This window comes from Methylocystis sp. IM3 (assembly GCF_038070105.1).
In the GTDB taxonomy this organism is placed as follows: domain Bacteria; phylum Pseudomonadota; class Alphaproteobacteria; order Rhizobiales; family Beijerinckiaceae; genus Methylocystis.
This window is the reverse complement of sequence record NZ_JBBPBZ010000005.1, coordinates 143,541-163,666: the sequence shown is the minus strand read 5'-3', so window position 1 is coordinate 163,666 and position 20,126 is coordinate 143,541. Positions and strand designations below refer to the sequence as shown.

Sequence of the window (20,126 nt, the reverse complement as noted above, 5' to 3'; positions counted from 1 at the left end):
ATGAACAATGCATGGCGCGTGCTGATCGGCGCAGTCCTTGGTCTTGGAGCCTTTGGAACCCTGTATTGGGCGTTTCGTCCGACGCCTGCCATTGTTGAGATTGCGACTGTAGCCGAAGGGACATTCCGGGCGACTGTCGAGGAGGACGGCAAGACCCGAGTCCGCGATCGTTATATAGTGTCCGCGCCTCTTTCTGGCCGTCTGTTGCGGATCGCAGTCAAAGCCGGGGACGAAATTAAGGCAGACAGCGTCCTCGCATGGATTGTTCCGGCGCAGCCAAGCATTCTCGATCCGAGGTCGCGGCGCGAGGCGCAGGAAAAGCTGGGCGCCGCGGAGGCGGCGCTCCAAGAGGCGTCCGCTCGTTTGGATCGGGCGCGGGCCATACTGGATCAGGCCAAAACAGATGTGCAGCGCGTTCGGATTCTCGAGCAACGCGGTTCCGCGACCGCTCAGCGGAGGGAACGGGAGGAGCTCAACCTGCAAACGAGCGAGCGCGAATTCAAAGCGGCGGAGTTGCGCAAACACGCAACCGAACACGATGTCGAGCTCGCGCGCACCCTGCTTCGGCGCTATGACGACAAAACCCCCGACGAGCGGTGGAAGGTGACGGCGCCCGTTGATGGACGCGTGCTGCGCGTCGTCCAGGAGAATGAGGCTGTCGTTACGGTAGGTGCGCCTTTGGTGGAAATCGGCGATCCCAGCGACCTGGAAGTCATTGTTGATTTGCTCACGACCGACGCCGTTAACGTGAAGCCTGGCGCCGACGTTGAGCTGGAGCGATGGGGAGGGCCGGCTGCTCTGCGTGGTCGTGTTCGACGCGTTGAGCCGGGCGGATTCACCAAAGTGTCCGCCCTTGGCGTGGACGAGCAGCGTGTCTGGGTGATTATCGACATCACGTCTCCCCGCGAGCAATGGTCCTCTTTGGGGGACGGGTTTCGGGTCGATGTTCGCATTGAGACCCAGACACTTCCCCAGGTGGTTATCATTCCTGTCGGAGCGTTGTTTCGACGCGAAAGCGGATGGGCGGTTTTCACCGTGGAAAACGGCGTCACACGCGAAAAGCGAGTCGATTTGATCGTCCGCTCAGGTCGACTCGGGGCAGTCAGATCGGGATTACACCCAGGGGAACAGGTCATAATCTTCCCCCCAAGCAATTTGACAGAGGGCTCACGCGTCCAGCTTAGGCCGAGCTAGCGCGCCGATTATAATCAATCGCTGATCTAGCCCCTAAGCGCGAACCGGAGGAGCCGTATCCCCTCGGACTTTCGCACCACAGCAGTTAGGATAGCAGCAAGGAAGGCGAAGTCGGATCGAGCCTGCAGGCCTGCGGCAGTGCTCGAAGGAGGCGCGGATGCATCAGCTAAAGCTTGTCTTTTGCCTCCTATTGTCCGCCGTTGCCCCTTCGGTAAAAGCCGCCGAAGTTTGTCGAGACATCATCGGTGAGGATCAATCGGTTGAAGTAGCAGCCGGCAAAACCGCCCGAGTGATGTTTTTTCTTCGCGGTCCAGAGGCAGGGTATATCGAAATATGTAAAATACACGGCCAGAAAACGGAGCTTGTGTTTGCTGCCGCAGCAGAGGCAAGTGGCTGGTATCAAGCAGTTGACCTTCCAGCGGAAACAGCAAAATTCCAGGCAAAGAACTACTCAGCATGGATTGCAGGGCCCATTCCGCATTCGTGGACCGGCGTAAGAAGGAGTTCTACCCCCGATGGTTACACGTTTAATTGGTTTGAGAACGCGGACGACTCGATCCCGAATATGATTGTCGAATTTTGTCTTCAGGGCGACCCCGAAAAATGCCCGAGCCATTCTCCCGTGCAGCGAGCGAAGAATTTGGCAGGAATGAGTGAAGACGCACGCAAACGATGGTTGTCGCGCTGGGCGGAGAAGCACGGCTATAAGACGAGCCGACCGGATTGAGGAATGTCGCGGCGTGCGTGACCAATGCCGAGCTGAAGGTTTTCAATGGTTGGCAGTCCGGTTCGGAGTGCGGAGGCCTCGATCACCCCACGAGCAGGAGGTTCGCTTGCTAAGTCATGTGGTAACACACCTATCTTCAGGGCCATTGGCGAAGGGCTGAAAAATGGGGAGGCCGGATCGGGATCCCGCGCCGACTGGGGGCGACTATTGGTCGAGAGCCCGGGTTCATGCCTTCGCCCGGCTGGCCGCCACTTTCGGCGGGATTTATATTTGTTCCCTTGTGTGGGCGCCGTTCTTATCGACGTTCACCTGGGCGTTGACGCTGGCGATTCTGTTCGCGCCTGCTCACAAAGCGATCGAAGAGAGGCTGAAAAGCCCAAATCTCGCGGCCGCCGCTTCTGTGCTAATTGTCGCGCTGATCGTCGTGGCGCCGATGTTCTTCGTCGCCGAGAGACTTGTTAGCGAGGCGGCAGTTAATGCGGATTACATTCAACGTCAGATTGCGTCGAGTGATTGGCGACAGATAATCGAGAGGCGCCCCTGGGCCGCTACACTCAGCCACTGGATTGCGGAGGAGATTGACCTCCGAGCGATTGTTGGCCAGGTCGCGTCTTGGCTCACGAACATGGGCGCCGCATTTGTTCGGAAGTCAACCGCTGAGCTCATTGGCGCCCTCATTACTTTCTATGCTCTTTTCTATTTGCTTCGCGATGGGCGCGTTGCGCTGTTGATGATGAAGCGCATTTCGCCGCTAGCTGGATCTGAGACGAACCTCATCAAAACTCGCGTCGCGGATACGGTTTACGCAATCATATACGGAACCGTCGTCGTTTCCGCCGTACAAGGCGCTTTGGGTGGACTGATGTTTTGGTGGCTGAACCTGCCAACTCCGTTGCTTTGGGGCTTGGTCATGGGGATTTTGTCAATCGTGCCAATCCTTGGCGCTTTTGTCGTCTGGATTCCAGCGGCGATCGTTCTGGCGCTCGACGGACATTGGACCAAGGCGATTATTCTGGCCTCATGGGGCGCTCTGGTCGTCGGCACGGTGGACAATTTCCTTCGCCCCCTACTGATGAGCGGTCGGCTCAAAATCCATACGTTCACGACCTTCATCTCATTGGTTGGCGGTCTCAACCTCTTCGGTGCGCCCGGGCTCATCCTTGGACCGGTTGCTGCGACGGTAACGATCGCGCTTCTTAGTTTATGGCGCACGCGTGACGAGACGATGGAAACGATCGATGGCGTTCCACCTACGCCCCCGGCAAGAAAACTATGGCATTGCGCGTCAATCAACGAGGTTTTTGACCAGCTCGGCGTTTCGGCGATGGGTCTATCGACGGCGAGAGCGTTAGAACTGCTCGCCGCTCACGGGCCCAACACTCTGAAAGAAACCAAACCAATTCGGGCATGGGCGATCTTTTTCGCCCAATTTGGCAGCATTCTCATTTGGATCTTGATCGCTGCCGCCGTCTTATCCGGGTTCCTCGGCGACGAAATGGACGCGATCATCATCTTGGCCATCGTGTTCCTGAACGCCTTTGTCGGATTTTATCAGGAGTTCAGCGCCGAAAAGTCGATTTTAGCATTAACGCGGATGACCGCTCCTCGCGCGAAAGTATGGCGCGACGGCGCGTTGACGACCATCGCCTCTGCGGAGGTTGTTCCAGGCGATATTTTGGAGCTAGAAGCGGGCGACCTCGTCGCCGCCGATGCGCGACTGCTGAACGCAGCGTCGCTCGCTTGCGTCGAGTCCGCCTTGACAGGGGAATCGGAAGCCGTCGCCAAGAGCGCCGAAACATTAGATCAAACCGACCTTCCAATCGGCGACCGCAAAAACATGGTTTTCATGGGGACCAGCATTGCGACTGGCTCCGGTCAAGCGGTTGTGGTCGCTACCGCGATGCAGACTGAGTTCGGCGCTATTGCCTCTCTCCTTGGCGAAGCGGGCGAGGATGCCGGAACCCCAATTCAGCAGAGGTTGGAAGTTTTCGGGCGCGTCCTGCTCTGGGCCACACTCGCGATCGTCTCGCTGCTGTTCGGACTGGGAGTTTGGCGGGGCGGGGATGCGCTTGAACTCTTCATGACGTCGGTCAGCCTCGCTGTTGCGGCGATACCTGAGAGTTTGCCGGCTGTCGTCACTGCGGCGCTTTCCCTAGGCGTGATGCAGATGTCGCGACGTGGCGCTTTGGTTCGAAGACTTGCGTCTGTCGAAACACTCGGGTCGACGAATGTAATCTGTACCGACAAGACGGGGACTCTCACGGTCGGACAAATGACCGTGCGGCGTCTATTTGTTGCCGGGCGGACTTATGAAGTCACGGGTGAGGGCTATGGCCCCGAAGGCGATATCCGCTTTGAAGGTAAGGCTATTGATCCCGGTTTCGGTGGTTTGAGACTCCTCGGTGAGATTCTCGTCGGGTGCAATAGCGCTAGTTTAGAGCGAGAGAACGACGCCTGGAAGGTAATCGGCGATCCAACGGAAGGCGCGCTCCTCTCGGCTGGGCGAAAAGCGGGGGCCGACAGAGACAGCCTGGAACAAGAGCAGCCGAAAATTTTCGAGATCCCATTTGACTCGGACCGCAAACTCCACTCGGTTGTCCGTCGCCTGCCCGAGGGGCGGCTGCGCGTCTTAACGAATGGCGCGCCTGAACTTTTGCTCGAACGTTGCTCGCACATTTTTGGCGAGTCAGGCGTGCGTCAGATAACGGCTTCCGACCGGGAGGAGATCGCGCGCCGGAACGCTGAATTTGCGGGTGGCGCCTTGCGCGTCCTCGGATCGGCGTTTCGGGATTTCGATGCCATCACCCTCGATCCATCTGGGTCGCCGACGGTCGAAGGTGATCTCGTATTCGTCGGGCTGTCCGGGCTATTCGACCCGCCGAGACCGGAGGCGAAGGACGCCATCGCCAAGTGCCGAAGCGCAGGCGTTCGCGTCGTGGTCATTACCGGTGACCATCCCCACACCGCGACCGCCATTGGCCGTGACCTCGGGCTGGATGCCGAAGGCCGCGTTTTGTCCGGCGTCGAGCTGGACAAGTTGACGGACGAGGGCCTCGCGAAAGAAGCGCCGAATACCGCAATCTATGCCCGGGTGAGCGCCGAGCATAAGCTAAGGATCATTAAAGCGTGGCAAGCGAATAAGGCAGTCGTCGCCATGACGGGGGACGGCGTAAACGACGCGCCCGCAATAAAAGGGGCCGATATTGGCGTCGCGATGGGGCGAGCCGGCACGGAGGTGACGAAGCAAGCCTCCGACATGGTCATTACCGACGACAACTTTGCGACCATAGTCGCGGCCATAGAAGAGGGTCGCGGGATCTATGAAAACATCCGAAAGACGCTTTTATATCTTCTAGCCTGCAATTCCGGCGAACTGCTTTTGATGACGATCTGCATCATCATTGGCTTGCCTGCGCCGCTCCTCCCAATTCATTTGCTGTGGATCAACCTTATTACGGATGGTCCGCCGGCGTTATGCCTTGCTGCGGATCGGGTCGACGCCTCGGTTATGAGCAAGCATCCGCGTGAGCGGAACAAGGAAATCGCCGATGAAGAATTTCTTTGGACGATGTTGCTTGTCGCGGCGCCGACGGCCGGCGTGTCATTCGCCGCTTATGCCTACGGTCTCTATTCCGCGGATTTAGAAATTGCCCGCACCTACGCTTTTATGGCGATGATCTTTGCCCAGCTTTTCACTTCCCTGGGCGTGCGGAGCCGAACGCCAATCTGGCGCCAGAGCTTGTTTTCAAACATCGCCCTTCTGATCGTAATCGTCGTATCGATCTCCATGCAGATCTCGATACAGCAAAACCACTTTCTTGCAGACCTCCTCAAGACAGCGCCGATTCCATTCAAAGACACGGTCAAATTGTTGACGGTCGCCCTCATGCCTCTGCTCGCACTGGAAACTGTTAAATTTCTTGAGTCCCTTTTTGACGGGGAGAGGACGGACCGTCTGGGATTCGCCTTGGACCGGGACGAAAGTGATTTTGATCGAACTGAATCGACGATCTTTGCTCGAAAGAACGGAGACGTAGAGACGACTGGGCGCGGCTTGGATTTGGTAAGAGGCTCAGCGATCGGCGTGTTCGCCATCATGATGGTTATCGGAGGATGGTTTTATTGGTCCTGGCGGCAAGCACCCGGTATCCAATCCGCTGAAAACGAAGCGCGTGGATTGGTAACCCGTAGCCTTACGGCGATTGGCGCTGTCAGCACAGAAAGTGCGTCTCCAGTTGTGGCGGCTGCGCCAGGCATAATCGAAACTCTCTATTGCGATGTCGGTGTGAGAGTTGTCGCCGGTCAGCTATGCGCGAAAATTGATCCGCAGCCCTACCAAGCTGTTGTGGAGCGCGCAAGAGCGAATCTTGCGGCGGCAAGAGCGAAATTTGAAACGGACGCGGCAGAACTTACGCGCGCGAAATCGGCGCTCGAGCGCAATCAGGCGCTCGCGCAACGCCGCGCCGCAACACGCCGCACGTTGGTTGGTTACGAAGGCGCCTATAAACGAGCGCTGGCGAAAGCTAAACGTGACGAGGATCTAATCGCCCAACTTCAATCGGAGCTGAACGCCGCCGAAATCGAGCGCGAAAAAACGAATATCGTTTCTCCGGTTGACGGCACGGTAATTTCCCGATCCACCGAAATCGGCATGAGAGTAACGGCGGGCTCAGTTGACGCCCCGCTGTTTCTCATCGCCTTAGCAAATGCGGAGCTCAAGGCTCAATTTGATGAGAATGACGCCAGCGAGATCAAGATTGGGGACCCGGTCTCCGTCACGGTCAACCACCTGCCGAACCGCATTTTTCAGGGGACGGTTAAAAGTGTCCTTGAATTGTCGCAGACGACGCTGGGCAATAGGCCCTACAACGTCGTCGTCAGCGCGCCAAATCCGGAGGCTTTGCTTGTCCCGGGGATGAAGGCGACAGTCCGAATTGCGATCAATCGGCAGAAAGATATATAGAGCGCAACATCTCGCCTCCATTTCCCATTTTTCCAGCGGCGCCTGGCGAGCGCATCAATTAGTCAGGGACCAGGTCCATTCCGGTCTCTGCCTTCGGAGTCATTCTTTTCCCGCGCTCTTGACCGGCTCGCGCGGAATGGCTCGGGTCGAACCGTGCCGGTGGAGCGCGAATTCGGAGTCCCTGCTGACGTTGAGCCGGGCTACGTCGAGCGGGCCGACGAGCTGATATCGAGGATACCCAAAATTACAGGATCACGCGCGAGGCGCACTCCATAGCCCGCTGGTTCGAAGGCTACCTGCCGCGGATGCGATTCGGCCAGGGCAACGGCAAGAAACGCTCGTCGAGCCAAGGCCTCATCGGTCTGTCCATGACAGGCTCGCTCTGCGCCCTTCGGCAAATCACTAATTTTTTCTCAATCATCGTCGAACGAGCCTTGTTCGGCGCCCTTGTGGCAAGCTTTGCAGTCGCCTTTAAATTTTGCGCCATTCTCCGCAAGAGCAGCCGGACCAACCCGGTTTCTCTTTTCATGTTTGCGTTTCCACCACGGTAGGTCGGTGATACGCGCCGGCGTGACCTCTGGATTGAGGTCGCGAAGCAATTTCGCACCGATGCCTCCCGTGTCAGCGGCATTGCCGACAAGGTAGTCGGCAATCGCTTTTGTCGTCGAGCGAAGCGTTCTCGCCAAAATGGTTGTTAAGATTGGCGACGATCGAGGACCACGAGCGGGCGGGTAGAAGTGCGGGCGGATACAGCATATGGCAGGCCGCGCATTCCTTGGCGACGGTCTTGTCTCGCACTGGGGTAAGGCTCAACCCATCGGCCATTAGCGACTGTGCGCCGAAAGCAACGCCAGACAACGCGGCTACGACGGCGATCGTTCCGGAATTCACATAGTGGCCCATTAGTGATCTCCTCAGATCAGATGGAAAGCAGGAACGCGAGGATGTCGGATTTCTCCTGAGCGGAACATTCCCGACAGAGAACGTCCGAACAATTTCTCTTGAACCATTTCTCCACCTCCGCCCGATCGGTGAAGCGATTGGGCGCGGCGGAAGCCGCCATCGGCTCAATCATTTTACCCGCGCGCGTCTTGCCCGGGCCGGAATGATTGGTGGTATGGCAGGAGATGCAGGACGGCGATTCGGCCTTTCCTCCGGCATGGGTGGCGAAAAACGGGGCTTTGCCACTCGGTCTGTAAATCGGACGCGAGCTTGTTGAGGCCTACGGCGGAATGATTTGGCTCGGACGTAGCGACCTAGGCGGGCTCTCCGTTGAAGTCTCTGTTCCTTATCGGAACCCCAATTGAGATTATTCGACCGCCAACCTTATCGTTCGTGATCCTCTTCGGCGTGCCGTTTTGACCGATCGCCCTTAGCGGGAAGGGAAGCGCCGCTTTGCGATCCCGATTGGCCGCCAGCAGGAAGTGGCGCCGCCCTTGTCGACGGCCCGATACATCGTATGTGTTCTAGGGGCTATACGAGGGAATTTTCCGCTCCGTTGTAAAGGCGTTCGCGTCCGACCTTTGTCCCTGAGCATCTGCGGGCCGGAGGTATCGGCTGATTCAGCACGACCGTGGCCTCCTGCAACTTATTGCCAGCATCGTCACAGGACTCCTCTGGGACAAGGTTGGCCATGCCGCTGGGTCGCCTGTGCCCCCCTCGGTAGCCTCGCGCTTCTCTTAGTGGTGCTGGCGCGCAGGAGTCCGGGCGACTAAAGAGGGCAGTCCCCTCATAAGACATGGGCGGGCGCGAGACGGCATTCCATCGCGCCGGTTTCGATCTGGATTGTCGCGTGCTGAATGCAAAAGCGATGTTCCAGCTCGTGAGCTATTTCTGCTAAAAGCTGGTCGTTCAATTCGACGCATGGGCACACAAGATGCGCAGTTAGAGCAGTTTCGGTCGTGCTCATCCCCCAAATATGGAGGTCATGAACTTCGGTGACGCCGGGCAATCTCGTCAAATAATTTTCCACTGTCGAAGAATCGATTCCTGATGGAACGGCGTCGAGCGCGAGATTGAGCGTGTCGCGCATAAGGCCCCAGCCGCTCCAGAGGATTACAACGGCGACCGCGATGCTGGTGGCTGGATCGAGCCACAACCACCCGGTTTGACCAATGACGAGCGCTGCGACCACCACGCCGAGCGACACGGCAGCGTCCCCCGCCATGTGAAGGAACGCGCTTTTTATATTCAGATCATGCGCGCGCCGGCGTAGAAAAAGCAGAGCCGTCGCTGTGTTGATGACGATTGCAGCCGATGCCACCCATAGCACCGTACCGCTTGCGACCGGCTGGGCATTGGTGAGCCTTTGCGCGGCTTCAACGAACAAGCCGCCCGTGGCGACGAGGAGCAATGCCGCATTGCCGAGGGCAGCCAAGATGGAAGCCCGCCGATAGCCGTAAGTATGCGAAGCGCTTGGCTGCCGCGTCGTCAGCCACGACCCTCCCCAAGCTAAGAGCAGGCCGAGAACATCCGAAAAATTGTGCACGCCATCCGAAATAAGAGCGAGCGAATTCGACAGGAACCCAAACGACAATTCCGTCAGAACGAGCCCGAGATTGAGGGCCGTCCCGACCGCGAACGCGACGCCAAAGCTATTCGGCGCGTGGGTGTGGTCATGCTTGTGGTGCGGATGTTTGCTCGGCATCTCGAACTTGTAACGTAGTTTGTTTGGTTTTTGTACTCTTCTCCGGTCGCGATCTTCTGTCTACAAAAATCAAGCGGTCCGTGAGAAAGGTCGGCGCTGAAAGGATTCCTTCGGGTGGGCGTTGTAGGATCGTCGGCGAGTGACCAACGACGTGCTGGATATGCAACAGACGGCCGCAGCCGCGGGGGAAAATTTGGGCGCCGAGAAGATCTATATCGTCGCCGATGCGAGCTATTTTGGAAGCAATGGGGCGCGGCAATGTTGTAGAGCCCGGGACGCTTATGCCGAAATTTTTCGGGGGCTAGCGATAACTTGGGAGGTTTCAAATGACAAAGGCTCCGATGCTCTCTATGCCTTAGCCGCTGCCTTCCTCATCTTTTGGCTTTGGCAGCACATCCTCGACGCCCTGCCATTCTTAGTCGTAATCGCTTGCCCCCTCATGCATCTCTTCATGCATCATGGCCATGGCCGCTGTCACATTGCATGAAATTGTAAGAATGCGCCGGTTCGTGCGCGTTGCGCAGCTAATTGGTTCTTCCTGACGCTCTGTTGCAGCAGGAATCCCTTTTCAGCCCCTAACTTTCGGAAAAGAGCGCGGAAATGCTGGTAACACGCTATTGATTGTCCGCCGGATCCAACCACCCAAGTAGTGGTCAGCGAGGGCGATGCCCACAGTCCAGAATGCGACCTCCAAAAACCGTATTCGGAGGAGTTCCGATAAGACCCAAGCCGACGGATCAGCCTGTCCCAGGCGAACGATTTGCGACGCCACCATTGAAGCAAAGGCGGCAACGAGCCAAAGCGGCGCAGGAATGTTCCAGTGTGACATAGCTGAAGTCGGGCGCGGACGCGTTGAGTAAGGCTAGACAGCGACGAGCTAAGTGCTAGAGCTCGCCGAGCAGTCGAACATTTAGGGGGGCCAGACTGAACAGATGTCTCGAATTGCAGCGATAGCGACAATGGTCGCGGTAGTCTCCTTCATTTGACATGCGAAAGCCCCGGAGCGTGGTAACGCTCACGAGGCCAATACACCTCGCCTTGCGAAGTGCAGAGCGAACATCTAACTATTGGCAGGAACGCGCCGCGCGGGGTCTTTGCGTAACCTGGTCCTGGTCTGAGCAATATGATCGACTTTGGTGCGTCTGGAATGTCAGTCTTGAAGTTCAAGACGCCCGCGACCTGGCAGGTCGCGCTACAATACCCCGTGGCGTCATGCTGTCTTGCATGTGCCCTCCTTTTCTTAAAAAGGACTAACTCCGGTTTGTCGCGCCGATACTCGAGGTCCAGCTTGATCACAGGGCTAGCCGCCCTTACGATCGCGATAGAATGAAATGCTGAACCTAGAATCTGTACTTCGACCCGGTTTTGAGACAACCGACGGCGGCTATTCAGGCGGCCAAGGGTAGCTGTGCGATGTTTCCCTCGGCAACTGAAAGGTGTTCGGTTCTTACCTGATCCGGCGTTTTGTAGCCATGCCGGGCGACGAGCCAGGTTTTGTTTTAACGTTCGGCGAATTCCAAGAGGGCCAACAGGAGTCCTCGATCGTGTGGAACGCCCTGACCCACAGCAGGTTCTCCTTCAGCGTATGGATGAAGCGCTCGGCGACGCCATTGCCCTCGGGCTCGCGCACGAAAGAGGGCGAGGCTTCAATTCCCAGGCATCTGAAAATCTTCCGACATGTAATTGGACCCGTGATCGTGACGCAGTCTCAATCCGCAGGCAGTTTTTGGAGCGATCGCGCCGAAGCAGCGTTTCACGCCCTGCCGAACCGGCTCCAGCGCCTCGAACCTATTGGCTGATTTTGCGGCGTGAACGCCGACGACCTCCGAGTTGGCGTGTTCGACGGCGACGAACACATAGGCCTTGCCTTCGTCGGTCGTAACCGTTTGCGTCATGTCGGTTCCCCACATTTCATTGACGCGATCGGTGATGATCGTGCCGTCATGCGTCTTGGCCGACGCCGACACCGCCCGATGCGGCGCAAGCAATCCATGTTCGCCCATCACGCGCCGCACCCGCCGGGGACTGGCGCGCACGCCAGAAAACCGGAGCCGCGCCCATATCTTCCCGTAGCCCTAGCCATGGAATTCAGAGGCCTGGATTTCGCGGCGGATATGATCCGCCGGTTCGGAGGCCCGCGTCACGCGCGACAATCCATAGATGCGACCGAAAGACAGAGAACGAGCTCGGCTCATTTCCTCGGCCTCCGGCGGGCCAAAGGGCGTTTGTTTTCCAGGACGTCAATCTTGGCGTAGAGAAGCTCGTTATCCATGGTGATCTCGCCCACCTTGGCCTTCAGCCGGGCGATCTCATCGTCGCGGTCATCCTCTCGCGCTCCTTCAGAGCTGAGGTGGCCCCCGCCAGAGCCCGATCCCGCCATTCGGTCAGCTTCTGGATGGTGACATTGGTCTCGCGAGCCACCAGTTCCAACGGCTCTCCGCGCAGGAGGCGGGCCACAACCGCCATCTTGCGCTGAACGGAAAAACGCTGGCCCCTGGCGCTAACCTTCTCTTCTTTGGTCACTTTCATATCTCCGGTTGCGGTTCAAATTACCGCAGCCGGCTGTCTTACCTAACCGTGTCGCACCCCAGCTGAACCTAGAATCCGCTTTCGTCAATCACAAATCGACTGCGACCCATCAGTGCGTCGAAGCAACCAAGCGGACACGCTTCGTCGCCGGTAACGGTAACTTCGACGATGAGTTGATGAACGTCAGGCGCAAATCACTTTGCACGCACCATGTCAGCCTGCCTCTCACGCGATTCGTGACGACCTTTTTTGGTGTTAACCGGCCCGAAAGAAAAAGGGCGGCGCATGATACGGCAACGTCGGGCGGGCCAGCTCCTTTTCATGCCGCCGTTGGAGCCGTCCCGGCTGGCATAGGCGAGGCCGATATTGGCACGGTCGGTGGTGGCCTTACGGCATTGGCTACTGCTGGCGCTGGGACCCCTATTATGCCCGCTGGGTTTGGATCTGCTATTGGCAAGGGACTGACGCCTCAGCCGACGCGTGTGTGGTAATTAAGGCTGGCGAGGGTGACCGCTCTCTTGCTGTGACGATCAGCGGGGAGGAGCCGCTTCTCGACCTAAGTGTGGCCGAGGCCGTTAGTTACGCGGAAGGAAAGTAAGCGGGGAAATCAGACACCTAAGATAACCCCGCTAATCTGCGCGGCCTTGCGTTCCTTGTCGACCGCAGGAGAGTCATGTCCGCATATTTCAGCCAACGCGTTTTCCGATTTTCCTCAGCACTTCCTACAAGGACGCCGCGCCACAGGCGGCTGAAATAGGCTTAAATGCCATAGCAAAGACGCCCCCGTCACTACATCCGCGCATCGGCGCGCGCGCGGGTTCTGTCGCAAACGTTTTTTATTGCGGGATCGGCCTGGGTTATGCTGGTTGGGAGCAGGGCGGGCGGAATAGCACAATGATCGAGTTCAAAGGCAGCCATTTTGAACGTGACGTGATCCTGTGGGGCGTGCGCTGGTATGTCGCCTACCCGATCAGCTACCGGCAACTCGAGGAGATGATGGAAGAGCGCGGGGTCGAGGTCGACCATTCGACGCTCAATCGCTGGGTCGTCAAATACGCGCCCGCGCTGGACCGTCAGTTCCGTTCCCGCAAGCGGCCCGTCGGCTCCAGCTGGCGGCTGGATGAGACCTATGTGAAGATCAAGGGCTCCTGGAAATATCTCTATCGGGCCGTCGACAAAGCCGGCGCCACGGTGGACTTCCGCCTGACGACAAAGCGGGATCGCAAAGCGGCGTTGCGGTTCCTGCGCCGAGCGATCGGTCAAACCGGCGCGCCGAAGAAGATCACGATCGACAAGAGCGGCGCCAACACCGCGGCGATTGAGAGTAACAACGCGCAGCACGAGGCGGGCATCGAGATCCGGCGAGGGAAATATCTGAACAACATCGTCGAACAGGACCACCGAGCGATCAAGCGAGTGGCGCGGCCGGCGCTCGGGTTCAAATCCTTCCGCTCAGCCGCGGCGACGCTCACAGGCGTCGAGCTCATGCACATGATCCGGAAGGGGCAGTTGCGAACGACGGGTAAAATGCGCCCAGCGAAGCAGTTCTACGCTCTCGCGGCGTAAGCCTTGAGAGCCCCGCTATCGCGCGTCTCGTCCTCAAGCAAAATTTGCGACAGAACCAGAACTATGGGCAAGGGTCCTCCCGCGAGCATGCTGCCGCGGCGCCCCGGTATCTTGGTCTCAGGATCGTCGTCGCGACGAGCTTCGCCCGCATCCGTCGGCAAAACCTGATCAATTACCCGGAATTCTTCCGCTCCAGCTCGTTGAGCCAGGTGATTTTGATCGGCTAGAAGAGAACGCCACACTTTGGGTCCAGAGGCTGTGCCAGAAGCTCGCAAGCGGTGACGCGATCGTGTTGGAATCAGCCGGCGAGACAATAGAGACGCTACACGGTCTGACGCCCCACCAAGTGGAAATCATCCTCGCTGGCGGCGTCATAAATCAGCGAAGCAGACAGCTTGCGAACTAATCGTCGGGTCCGCTCTTCGGTCCACGCAACGAGGAGAATCAAAGCGGAGCAAGGAGATGACTGAAATAGAGAAATTGGTGCGAAATATCGAATTGCTGAGGGGGTCGATTAAAACAGATTGGGCCGATCTGAATTCGAACCCTCTCAGAGAGAAGGAAAGGGAAGATATCCGTTCCCATCTAGAGATTTGCCAAGCCGAACTTAAGAATCTTCTTGAGCGATTGTTGGCGTCGGAGGACGGTAAGTCAGTTTAGAGCTGATGTCGATTGGTACTTCAATCTAAGACTCTGGGGTACGGGTACGATTTCAGGCATTTCATGTGAGACTTCGGCGGGCTTAGTCTCGATTGAAAGGGAAATGCAGTCCGCGGTTCTCTTTGGCTGAAACTGGCATCGCGCAAGAAAATGGCTTCATCGATCGACCGGTCGACGAATTCCACTTTGAGTGGCCAAAACGTCTGCGTCAGTCCCGATCGAAATGCCCAGAGTGGCACTTCGGTCTCAGGTAAGTTCATTAAATTTCAGTGACAGGGGAGTCCCAGATTGAACTGCCGATCGACACCAGGCCTCGCCCGTTGAAATGGAGGGCTCCACGACGGGAAGAGGCGCTCTGCCGGCTATCCACAAGGTGCCGAAGAGGGCTGCACCTTCAGGCGACTCGCGCCGGGTTTCACGCGAGCTGTCATAAAAGACTTATATCGGAGGTCGAGGCTGAACCGCCCATTGTCGCGAGGCTTGAACTATCGAACGAGGCGAGCTATGTCCCTCGTCTTTCAAGGCACCGCCTTCGACAACTCCTACACGTGGAGCTTGGGCGGCGATATGTCCGAAAAAAAATTGGAGGATAAGGTAATGTCAAATCATTTCACTGGACTCAGCCTTGGCCCGCCACTCGATGACCAGCGGCTCGATCTCTGCGATCTTTATGTGTTTCAGTCCCCTGCGGACAGCACGAAGACGGTCTTCATACTCAACGCGAACCCAGCGGCGGACGGATTTCATCCGGATGCGATCTACCGGCTGAACATCGACACTGACGGGGATTGCGTTACCGATGTGGCGATCAGCTATATCTTTTCGCCGGTGATAGATGGCCGGCAAAACGCGAGCGTCTTCATCGCAAAAGGAAACGACGCAAGGTCGCCAGAGGCCGTCGGGGAGAAAATAATCTGCGGCGCCGAGGTTTCTTTTAAAACATCTCCGAATGTCGTCTCCGCTGGCCCCTATCGGTTTTTCGCGGGTAGCAGAAGCGACGCCTTCTTCTTCGACCTCGAGGGAATCCTCAAGCTCTACGACACGAAGGGAGGACGAAACTTCACGTCGCCGCAAATGGGCGGGAAAGCGCCTTGGACGGGAATTGACGCGAATCTGCAAGCGAACGTATGCTCGACGGTCATCGAGATTCCGACGGCGGCGCTCAATCCCAAGCCGCTGATTCGCGTCTGGGGCAGATGCAGTCTGCGCCGGGACGGCAAGCTGATCCACGTCGATCGCGCCGGGCATCCCTCGGTCAGCAGCTTCTTCAACACAGACGAAACGAAAGAGGAATATAACGCCAGCGAGCCAGTCAACGACCGCGCCCGCTGGCTGGGCCAGTTCGTTCACTTGATGGGCCATACTGGCGATTATTCAGAAGAAGAAGCGGTGCGGGCGATCGATGCCGAGGGCATTCTGCCTGACATGCTGAGTTTCGACCCGTCGAAACCTGCGGCCTACCCCAACGGCAGGCTTCTGACCGATGATGTCCTGAATAACCGCCTCGCCTTCCTGTCGAAGGGCGAGATCCCGCACGACGGACTCGTGCCTCACACTGACATTCTGGACGACTTCCCCTATATCGGCACGCCTCACTTGAAGACGTTGTGAGGCGGCCTGGACTTTCCTGAGCGGTAGCTTTGGAAGAGTCGGGCTCTGGTCTCATAAGAGGGTTCTGTCGCAAATTTTTGCTTGAGAACGAGACGCGCGATAGCGGGGCTCTCAAGGTTTACGCCGCGAGAGCGTAGAACTGCTTCGCTGGGCGCGGGACCCACTCTCCGGTGACCGTGATCCATTCCCCCGCGGAAATCGTCGCGGCGTGGCCGAGACAGTGACTAGGTCGCGATGACCGCGCGCCTTCACGCGCAAGACGCAGAAGCCATTCTCCTCATTGTGGAATGTCACACGCTCGACGATTCCGGCAAGAACCTCTCCGGCTCGAGGCGATGTCAAATTAACTCTCTCAGAGGGCAGCGAAGTCCCCGCTGCCTCGATTTTAGGCGGGTAGCGTCACGGATCTCCACTCGGCGAACGCCCTGAGGCGATGCAGATGTATAGCGATGGCGGAGTGGCGAGAAGGTTGGGGCGGGACGAAGAGGTTGCGGAGTGCGGAGAAAACGTCGACGAAGCGCTGCAACCCGCGCCACGATCTGAACCCCTGCATCGCTCGCTCTCGCTTTCGTAGCGGGACATGGGAGTTCTCCGCGCGGTTGTTCAAACCCTTGTGGGATCGATGCTCGACGTTCGGCAGAGTCTTCCGCTGCGCTACGGCATAGGAGCCGAGCTTGTCAGTGACCATCCGCCGAGGGCGGCAGCTCTGCTTATGGAGGAGGCGCTTTAGCAATCGTTCGGCGGCCCTGGCGTTGCGGCGAACCTGGACGATTTCGTCGAGGACGTAGCCATCCTGGTCGACGGCCCGCCAGAGATAGCGCCTCTCGCCGTTGATCGAGACGACGACCTCGTCGAGATGCCAGACGTCGCGCCTGCCGGGCTTTTTGCGCTTCAGGCGATGGGCGTCATCCAGCCCGAATTTCATGGCCCAGCGGCGGATGGTTTCATAGGAGAGAACGATCCCTCGCTCGAGCAGCATTTCCTCGACGAGGCGCAGGCTAGGCGGGAACCTGAAATAGAGCCAGACGGCGTGGGCGATGATCTACGCCGGGAAACGATGGCGTTTGTAGCTCACAGGCGGCTGGGTCATGCCCGCCCTTGTCGGCCCAAAGCGAGAGCTGGCCCCGCAAATTCGGGCAGTAGGTTGAGTGGATTTTCTGCCTGACGGCGGCGAGGATTCTCGCTGAGAATCAGGAGCATTGGATGACGAAGAGGAGCCGCCGGACGCATTCTCCGGCGTTTAAGGCGAAAGTGGCTTTGGCCGCGATCAAGGGCGAGAAGACTCTGGCCGAACTTGCGCAGCAGTTCGACGTCCATCCGAACCAGATCACGACGTGGAAGAGCCAGTTGCTGGACGGCGCGGCGGGCGTGTTCGGGCCGGAGAAGACGGAGCCCAGGGAAGCCGCCGTCGATCTGAAGACGCTTCACGCCAAGATCGGCGAGCTGACATTGGAAAACGATTTTTTGTCCGGCGCGCTCGGCAGGGCCGGCCTGCCGAGCGCAAAAAGATGATCGACCGCGACCACAACCTCCCACTCGCCCGGCAGGCGAAGGCGCTCGGCCTCGCCCGCAGCACGGTCTACTATATGCCTCGGCCGGTTTCGGCCGAGGACCTGAAGCTGATTCGGCGCCTCGACGAATTGCATCTCGATTATCCCTTCGCCGGGGCGCGGATGCTGCGCGATCTCTTGCGGCACGAGGGCGTCGTCGTCGGCCGCCGGCATGTGGCGACGCTGATGAAGCGAATGGGGATCGAAGCGCTCTATCGGCGGCCGAATACGAGCAAGCCGACGCCAGGACACAAGATCTACCCGTATCTTCTGCGCAGCGTGACGGTCGAGCGGCCGGATCATGTCTGGGCGATGGACATCAGCTACATCCCCATGCGGCGCGGCTTCGTCTATCTGGCGGCCATCGTCGACGTGGCGAGCCGGCGCGTGCTGGCGCATCGCGTGTCGATCACGATGGAGGCGGAGTTTTGCATTGAAGCTGTGAAAGAAGCGCTGGCGAAGCATGGCAAGCCCGAGATCTTCAACACGGATCAGGGGAGCCAGTTCACCAGCCTCGACTTCACGCGGGTGCTTCTCGATGCAAAGATCGCCATCAGCATGGACGGCAAAGGCGCCTGGCGCGACAATGTCTTCGTCGAGCGGCTATGGCGCAGCGTGAAATACGAAGAGGTTTATCTGCGCGCCTATGACACTGTGTCCGAGGCGCGTGCGTCGATTGGCCGTTATCTCGCCTTCTACAACGAGCGGCGCCCGCACTCGAGCCTTGACGGGCGCACGCCCGACGAGGCTTACTTCGGCGTCAAGGAAACAGCGATGGCCGCATGACCGTCGCTTTCGATTTTGCCGCCGCTCTGGTCGGGCTACGCCCTCCCGACGCCGCGGCAAAATCGAACCGCCCCGCGTTCAGCAAACCCCGGCAGAAATCCACTTAAAATCCGCGGGGAGCTGTCCAAACAACCGGAGCCAGCTCTGCGCTACCCAGCTGTTAACGTGACAACACCGGCGCCGGCGCCCAACCGAGGGCTCGCGCTCGCGTGCAGCGGGGTCAACGCGATTGCGCTCGTTGACATCACCAGGAAAGCGCAGTGAGCATGACGATCGTAACGTCGCAAGGCGGCGAGTTGCTGAAGCCGACCTATGCTCGGCGCGGCTTCCTCCCGGACGCCGACCCCCTCGCCGCGTTTCCCTCGGGCTCACCCTACGCCGCGCTGGACGAGATCGGGCGCGACCTGCCGAGCCTGCTGCATGACAAAGGCTTTAGGGCTTATGCGCGCGCCCTGCATATTCCGACGTGGGACGACCCCCTTTCCGCCGACACGCTGCCGCAGCTTCGTCTCTACTACTTGCGGGTTGGCTTCCTTGCTTCCGCCTATATCAACCAGGTCGGCGAGGAGCCGGCGACGACTCTCCCCCGCCCCCCAACCTTGCCGGACGTCTCGTTGGGGTGGCGAGGCTGCTCGGGCGCCCCCCGATACTAAGCTATGACGGCTATGCGCTGTACAATTGGAAACGCTTCCGCAAGGATGGGCCAATCGCGCTCGGCAACATCGACACCATCCAGAATTTCGTCCACATGTATGACGAGCGGTGGTTCATCCTCGTGCATGTCGAAATTGAGGCGATTGCAGCCGAGATCCTCAGCGCGATCGCCACGATCAAACGGCAGTTGGCGGATGACCCGGCAGCGGATTTCAGCGCGGAACTGTGGCGCATTGCAAACGCCGTCAATCGACAGGTCGATGTGCTCAAGCGCATTCCCGAGCACATGGACGCTACGCTGTACTACAGGACCTTCCGGCCTTACATCCGCTTCTTCGAAAATGTGACCTATGAGGGCGTTGACCATGCCCCCATGCAGTTTCGCGGCGAGACGGGGGCGCAAAGCAGCATCATGCCGACGCTGATCGCCTTGATGAAGATTCCTCACCGCCGCACCGCGCTCACCGATCACCTCGATGATATACGCAACTACATGCCGACCGAGCATCGGGCGCTGATCGCGGAGGTCGCAGCCATGCCTGACATTCGCAGCGTCGCTGTCAAGGAAACTTTCAACGCAATTCTCGACGCGATGGCGGCCTTTCGCCGTATTCATTACCGCTGGGCGCAAGAATACATCAACCGCTGGACGGACGATCCGCGGGGAACCGGCGGCACTCCCTATATGAAATGGCTGCAAACAGATGCTGGTCGAAACCGAGGCCCACCGCCTTTGAGTTGCAAAGCTAGGCGAGACGAATCGGCCGCGCGCCAGCCACGGCGGCTTGACGCGCCAAGGCAAGGGCCGAGGACAAACCCGGCAGCGGGTCTGTCTACGCTTGGCCGCTGAGTCTTGAAAAAGCGCAGGGCGTTCATACCTTCGAACCGATTAGCGCTCCAGACCGGCGAGTGCAATTGGGCGGGCTACTCATAACCCTTGAAGGGCCCTGGGGTTGCTCAGGGCCTTTTATCGAGGAGACGTCCGCCGGTTAGCGGTTGTGTTTAATCGTGCTATCCGTCGATCCGACTTGCCGCGACAAGGCCGAATGCGCTACTGGCGTCACCAATAAGCTCATGGACGAAAGTCGGCATGCGAAGGCGCAATGCCTCTGGTTCCTGATAGCGCTATAAGCGACTATCGAGCAAAAATTCCCCTCCCCGCGTCTCGGCGCTCAGCGCGCAAATAGCGAGCAGATAGTTGGCGGCGCCCTTGATTTCCGCGCCTCGTCACATCTCTTG

The 20,126-nt window shown here is 58.5% G+C and carries 14 protein-coding genes and 2 pseudogenes; 10 read left to right on the top strand and 6 right to left on the bottom strand.

The features are described 5' to 3' along the window. From WOC76_RS22620 to WOC76_RS22610, 3 genes are all read left to right on the top strand, one after another. Entirely contained in the window at nt 1-1,194 is a 1,194-nt protein-coding gene (locus WOC76_RS22620) for an efflux RND transporter periplasmic adaptor subunit (protein ID WP_341103560.1), read from the top strand. A gap of 157 nt (nt 1,195-1,351) precedes the next feature. After that, on the top strand, nt 1,352-1,921 hold the full coding sequence (locus WOC76_RS22615; RefSeq protein ID WP_341103559.1) for a hypothetical protein: 570 nt from the start codon (nt 1,352-1,354) through the stop codon (nt 1,919-1,921). Between the two features lie 163 nt (nt 1,922-2,084). Continuing rightward, nucleotides 2,085-6,884 (top strand): HAD-IC family P-type ATPase, encoded by a 4,800-nt coding sequence (locus WOC76_RS22610; RefSeq protein WP_341103557.1) that lies wholly within the window; start codon nt 2,085-2,087, stop codon nt 6,882-6,884. Between the two features lie 413 nt (nt 6,885-7,297). Here WOC76_RS22610 and WOC76_RS22605 read toward each other — a convergent pair. The 3 genes and pseudogenes from WOC76_RS22605 to WOC76_RS22595 form a co-directional block, all read right to left on the bottom strand. Continuing rightward, a pseudogene (locus tag WOC76_RS22605) lies at nt 7,298-7,640 on the bottom strand (hypothetical protein). Between the two features lie 163 nt (nt 7,641-7,803). Further along, complete coding sequence (locus tag WOC76_RS22600) at nt 7,804-8,085, bottom strand: DUF1924 domain-containing protein (protein WP_341103627.1); 282 nt, start codon at nt 8,083-8,085, stop codon at nt 7,804-7,806. A 528-nt stretch (nt 8,086-8,613) separates the two neighbouring features. Further along, nucleotides 8,614-9,531: a cation diffusion facilitator family transporter gene (locus WOC76_RS22595; RefSeq protein ID WP_341103553.1), complete on the bottom strand. Its 918-nt coding sequence runs from the start codon at nt 9,529-9,531 to the stop codon at nt 8,614-8,616. A 139-nt stretch (nt 9,532-9,670) separates the two neighbouring features. Between WOC76_RS22595 and WOC76_RS22590 the strand changes: the two genes are divergently transcribed. Further along, nucleotides 9,671-10,018, top strand: a complete 348-nt coding sequence (locus WOC76_RS22590) for a DUF2933 domain-containing protein (RefSeq protein ID WP_341103551.1) — start codon at nt 9,671-9,673, stop codon at nt 10,016-10,018. A gap of 901 nt (nt 10,019-10,919) precedes the next feature. Here the strand turns inward: WOC76_RS22590 and WOC76_RS22585 are convergent. Next, nucleotides 10,920-12,060 (bottom strand): annotated as a pseudogene (locus WOC76_RS22585) (IS3 family transposase). An 894-nt stretch (nt 12,061-12,954) separates the two neighbouring features. On the opposite strand from WOC76_RS22585, the gene WOC76_RS22580 reads away from it, so the two are divergent. The 3 genes from WOC76_RS22580 to WOC76_RS22570 all read left to right on the top strand — a co-directional run bounded on the left by WOC76_RS22580 (nt 12,955) and on the right by WOC76_RS22570 (nt 15,897). Next, a complete protein-coding gene (locus WOC76_RS22580) occupies nt 12,955-13,626 on the top strand; it encodes an IS6 family transposase (RefSeq protein ID WP_341103549.1) in 672 nt (223 codons plus the stop codon). Nucleotides 13,627-13,670: 44 nt separating this feature from the next. After that, the gene (locus tag WOC76_RS22575) at nt 13,671-13,853 is read left to right on the top strand and encodes a hypothetical protein (protein WP_341103548.1); all 183 of its coding nucleotides are present in this window, start codon (nt 13,671-13,673) and stop codon (nt 13,851-13,853) included. Nucleotides 13,854-14,790: 937 nt separating this feature from the next. Beyond that, entirely contained in the window at nt 14,791-15,897 is a 1,107-nt protein-coding gene (locus WOC76_RS22570; protein ID WP_341390139.1) for a DUF4331 family protein, read from the top strand. A 111-nt stretch (nt 15,898-16,008) separates the two neighbouring features. Here the strand turns inward: WOC76_RS22570 and WOC76_RS24460 are convergent, their stop codons facing one another. Both WOC76_RS24460 and WOC76_RS22565 read right to left on the bottom strand, forming a co-directional pair. Further along, complete coding sequence (locus WOC76_RS24460; protein ID WP_445730593.1) at nt 16,009-16,191, bottom strand: YrrC family ATP-dependent DNA helicase; 183 nt, start codon at nt 16,189-16,191, stop codon at nt 16,009-16,011. 91 nt (nt 16,192-16,282) lie between these two features. After that, a complete protein-coding gene (locus WOC76_RS22565; RefSeq protein WP_341103624.1) occupies nt 16,283-16,939 on the bottom strand; it encodes an IS6 family transposase in 657 nt (218 codons plus the stop codon). Nucleotides 16,940-17,100: 161 nt separating this feature from the next. On the opposite strand from WOC76_RS22565, the gene WOC76_RS22560 reads away from it, so the two are divergent. The 3 genes from WOC76_RS22560 (at nt 17,101) to WOC76_RS22550 (ending at nt 19,737) form a co-directional block, all read left to right on the top strand. Beyond that, nucleotides 17,101-18,233 (top strand): IS3 family transposase gene (locus tag WOC76_RS22560; RefSeq protein ID WP_341103545.1). Its coding sequence is split into 2 segments (ribosomal slippage): nt 17,101-17,356 and nt 17,356-18,233, totalling 1,134 coding nucleotides; the frame shifts between segments, so codons are not numbered across the junction. Nucleotides 18,234-18,499: 266 nt separating this feature from the next. Beyond that, nucleotides 18,500-18,886, top strand: a complete 387-nt coding sequence (locus WOC76_RS22555; RefSeq protein WP_341431620.1) for a hypothetical protein — start codon at nt 18,500-18,502, stop codon at nt 18,884-18,886. Next, nucleotides 18,853-19,737 (top strand): hypothetical protein, encoded by an 885-nt coding sequence (locus WOC76_RS22550; protein ID WP_341431608.1) that lies wholly within the window; start codon nt 18,853-18,855, stop codon nt 19,735-19,737. The genes WOC76_RS22555 and WOC76_RS22550 overlap by 34 nt, the downstream gene beginning before the upstream one ends. Nucleotides 19,738-20,126 lie beyond the last annotated feature (389 nt).

Bases quoted from the DNA above. Each gene is read 5' to 3' on its own strand.
- WOC76_RS22620 (WP_341103560.1), top strand. From the start codon at position 1: ATGAACAATGCATGGCGCGTGCTGATCGGCGCAGTCCTTGGTCTTGGA.
- WOC76_RS22595 (WP_341103553.1), bottom strand. From the start codon at position 9,531: ATGCCGAGCAAACATCCGCACCACAAGCATGACCACACCCACGCGCCG.
- WOC76_RS22615 (WP_341103559.1), top strand. From the start codon at position 1,352: ATGCATCAGCTAAAGCTTGTCTTTTGCCTCCTATTGTCCGCCGTTGCC.
- WOC76_RS22610 (WP_341103557.1), top strand. From the start codon at position 2,085: ATGGGGAGGCCGGATCGGGATCCCGCGCCGACTGGGGGCGACTATTGG.
- WOC76_RS22555 (WP_341431620.1), top strand. From the start codon at position 18,500: ATGACGATCGTAACGTCGCAAGGCGGCGAGTTGCTGAAGCCGACCTAT.
- WOC76_RS22580 (WP_341103549.1), top strand. From the start codon at position 12,955: ATGATCGAGTTCAAAGGCAGCCATTTTGAACGTGACGTGATCCTGTGG.
- WOC76_RS22570 (WP_341390139.1), top strand. From the start codon at position 14,791: ATGTCCCTCGTCTTTCAAGGCACCGCCTTCGACAACTCCTACACGTGG.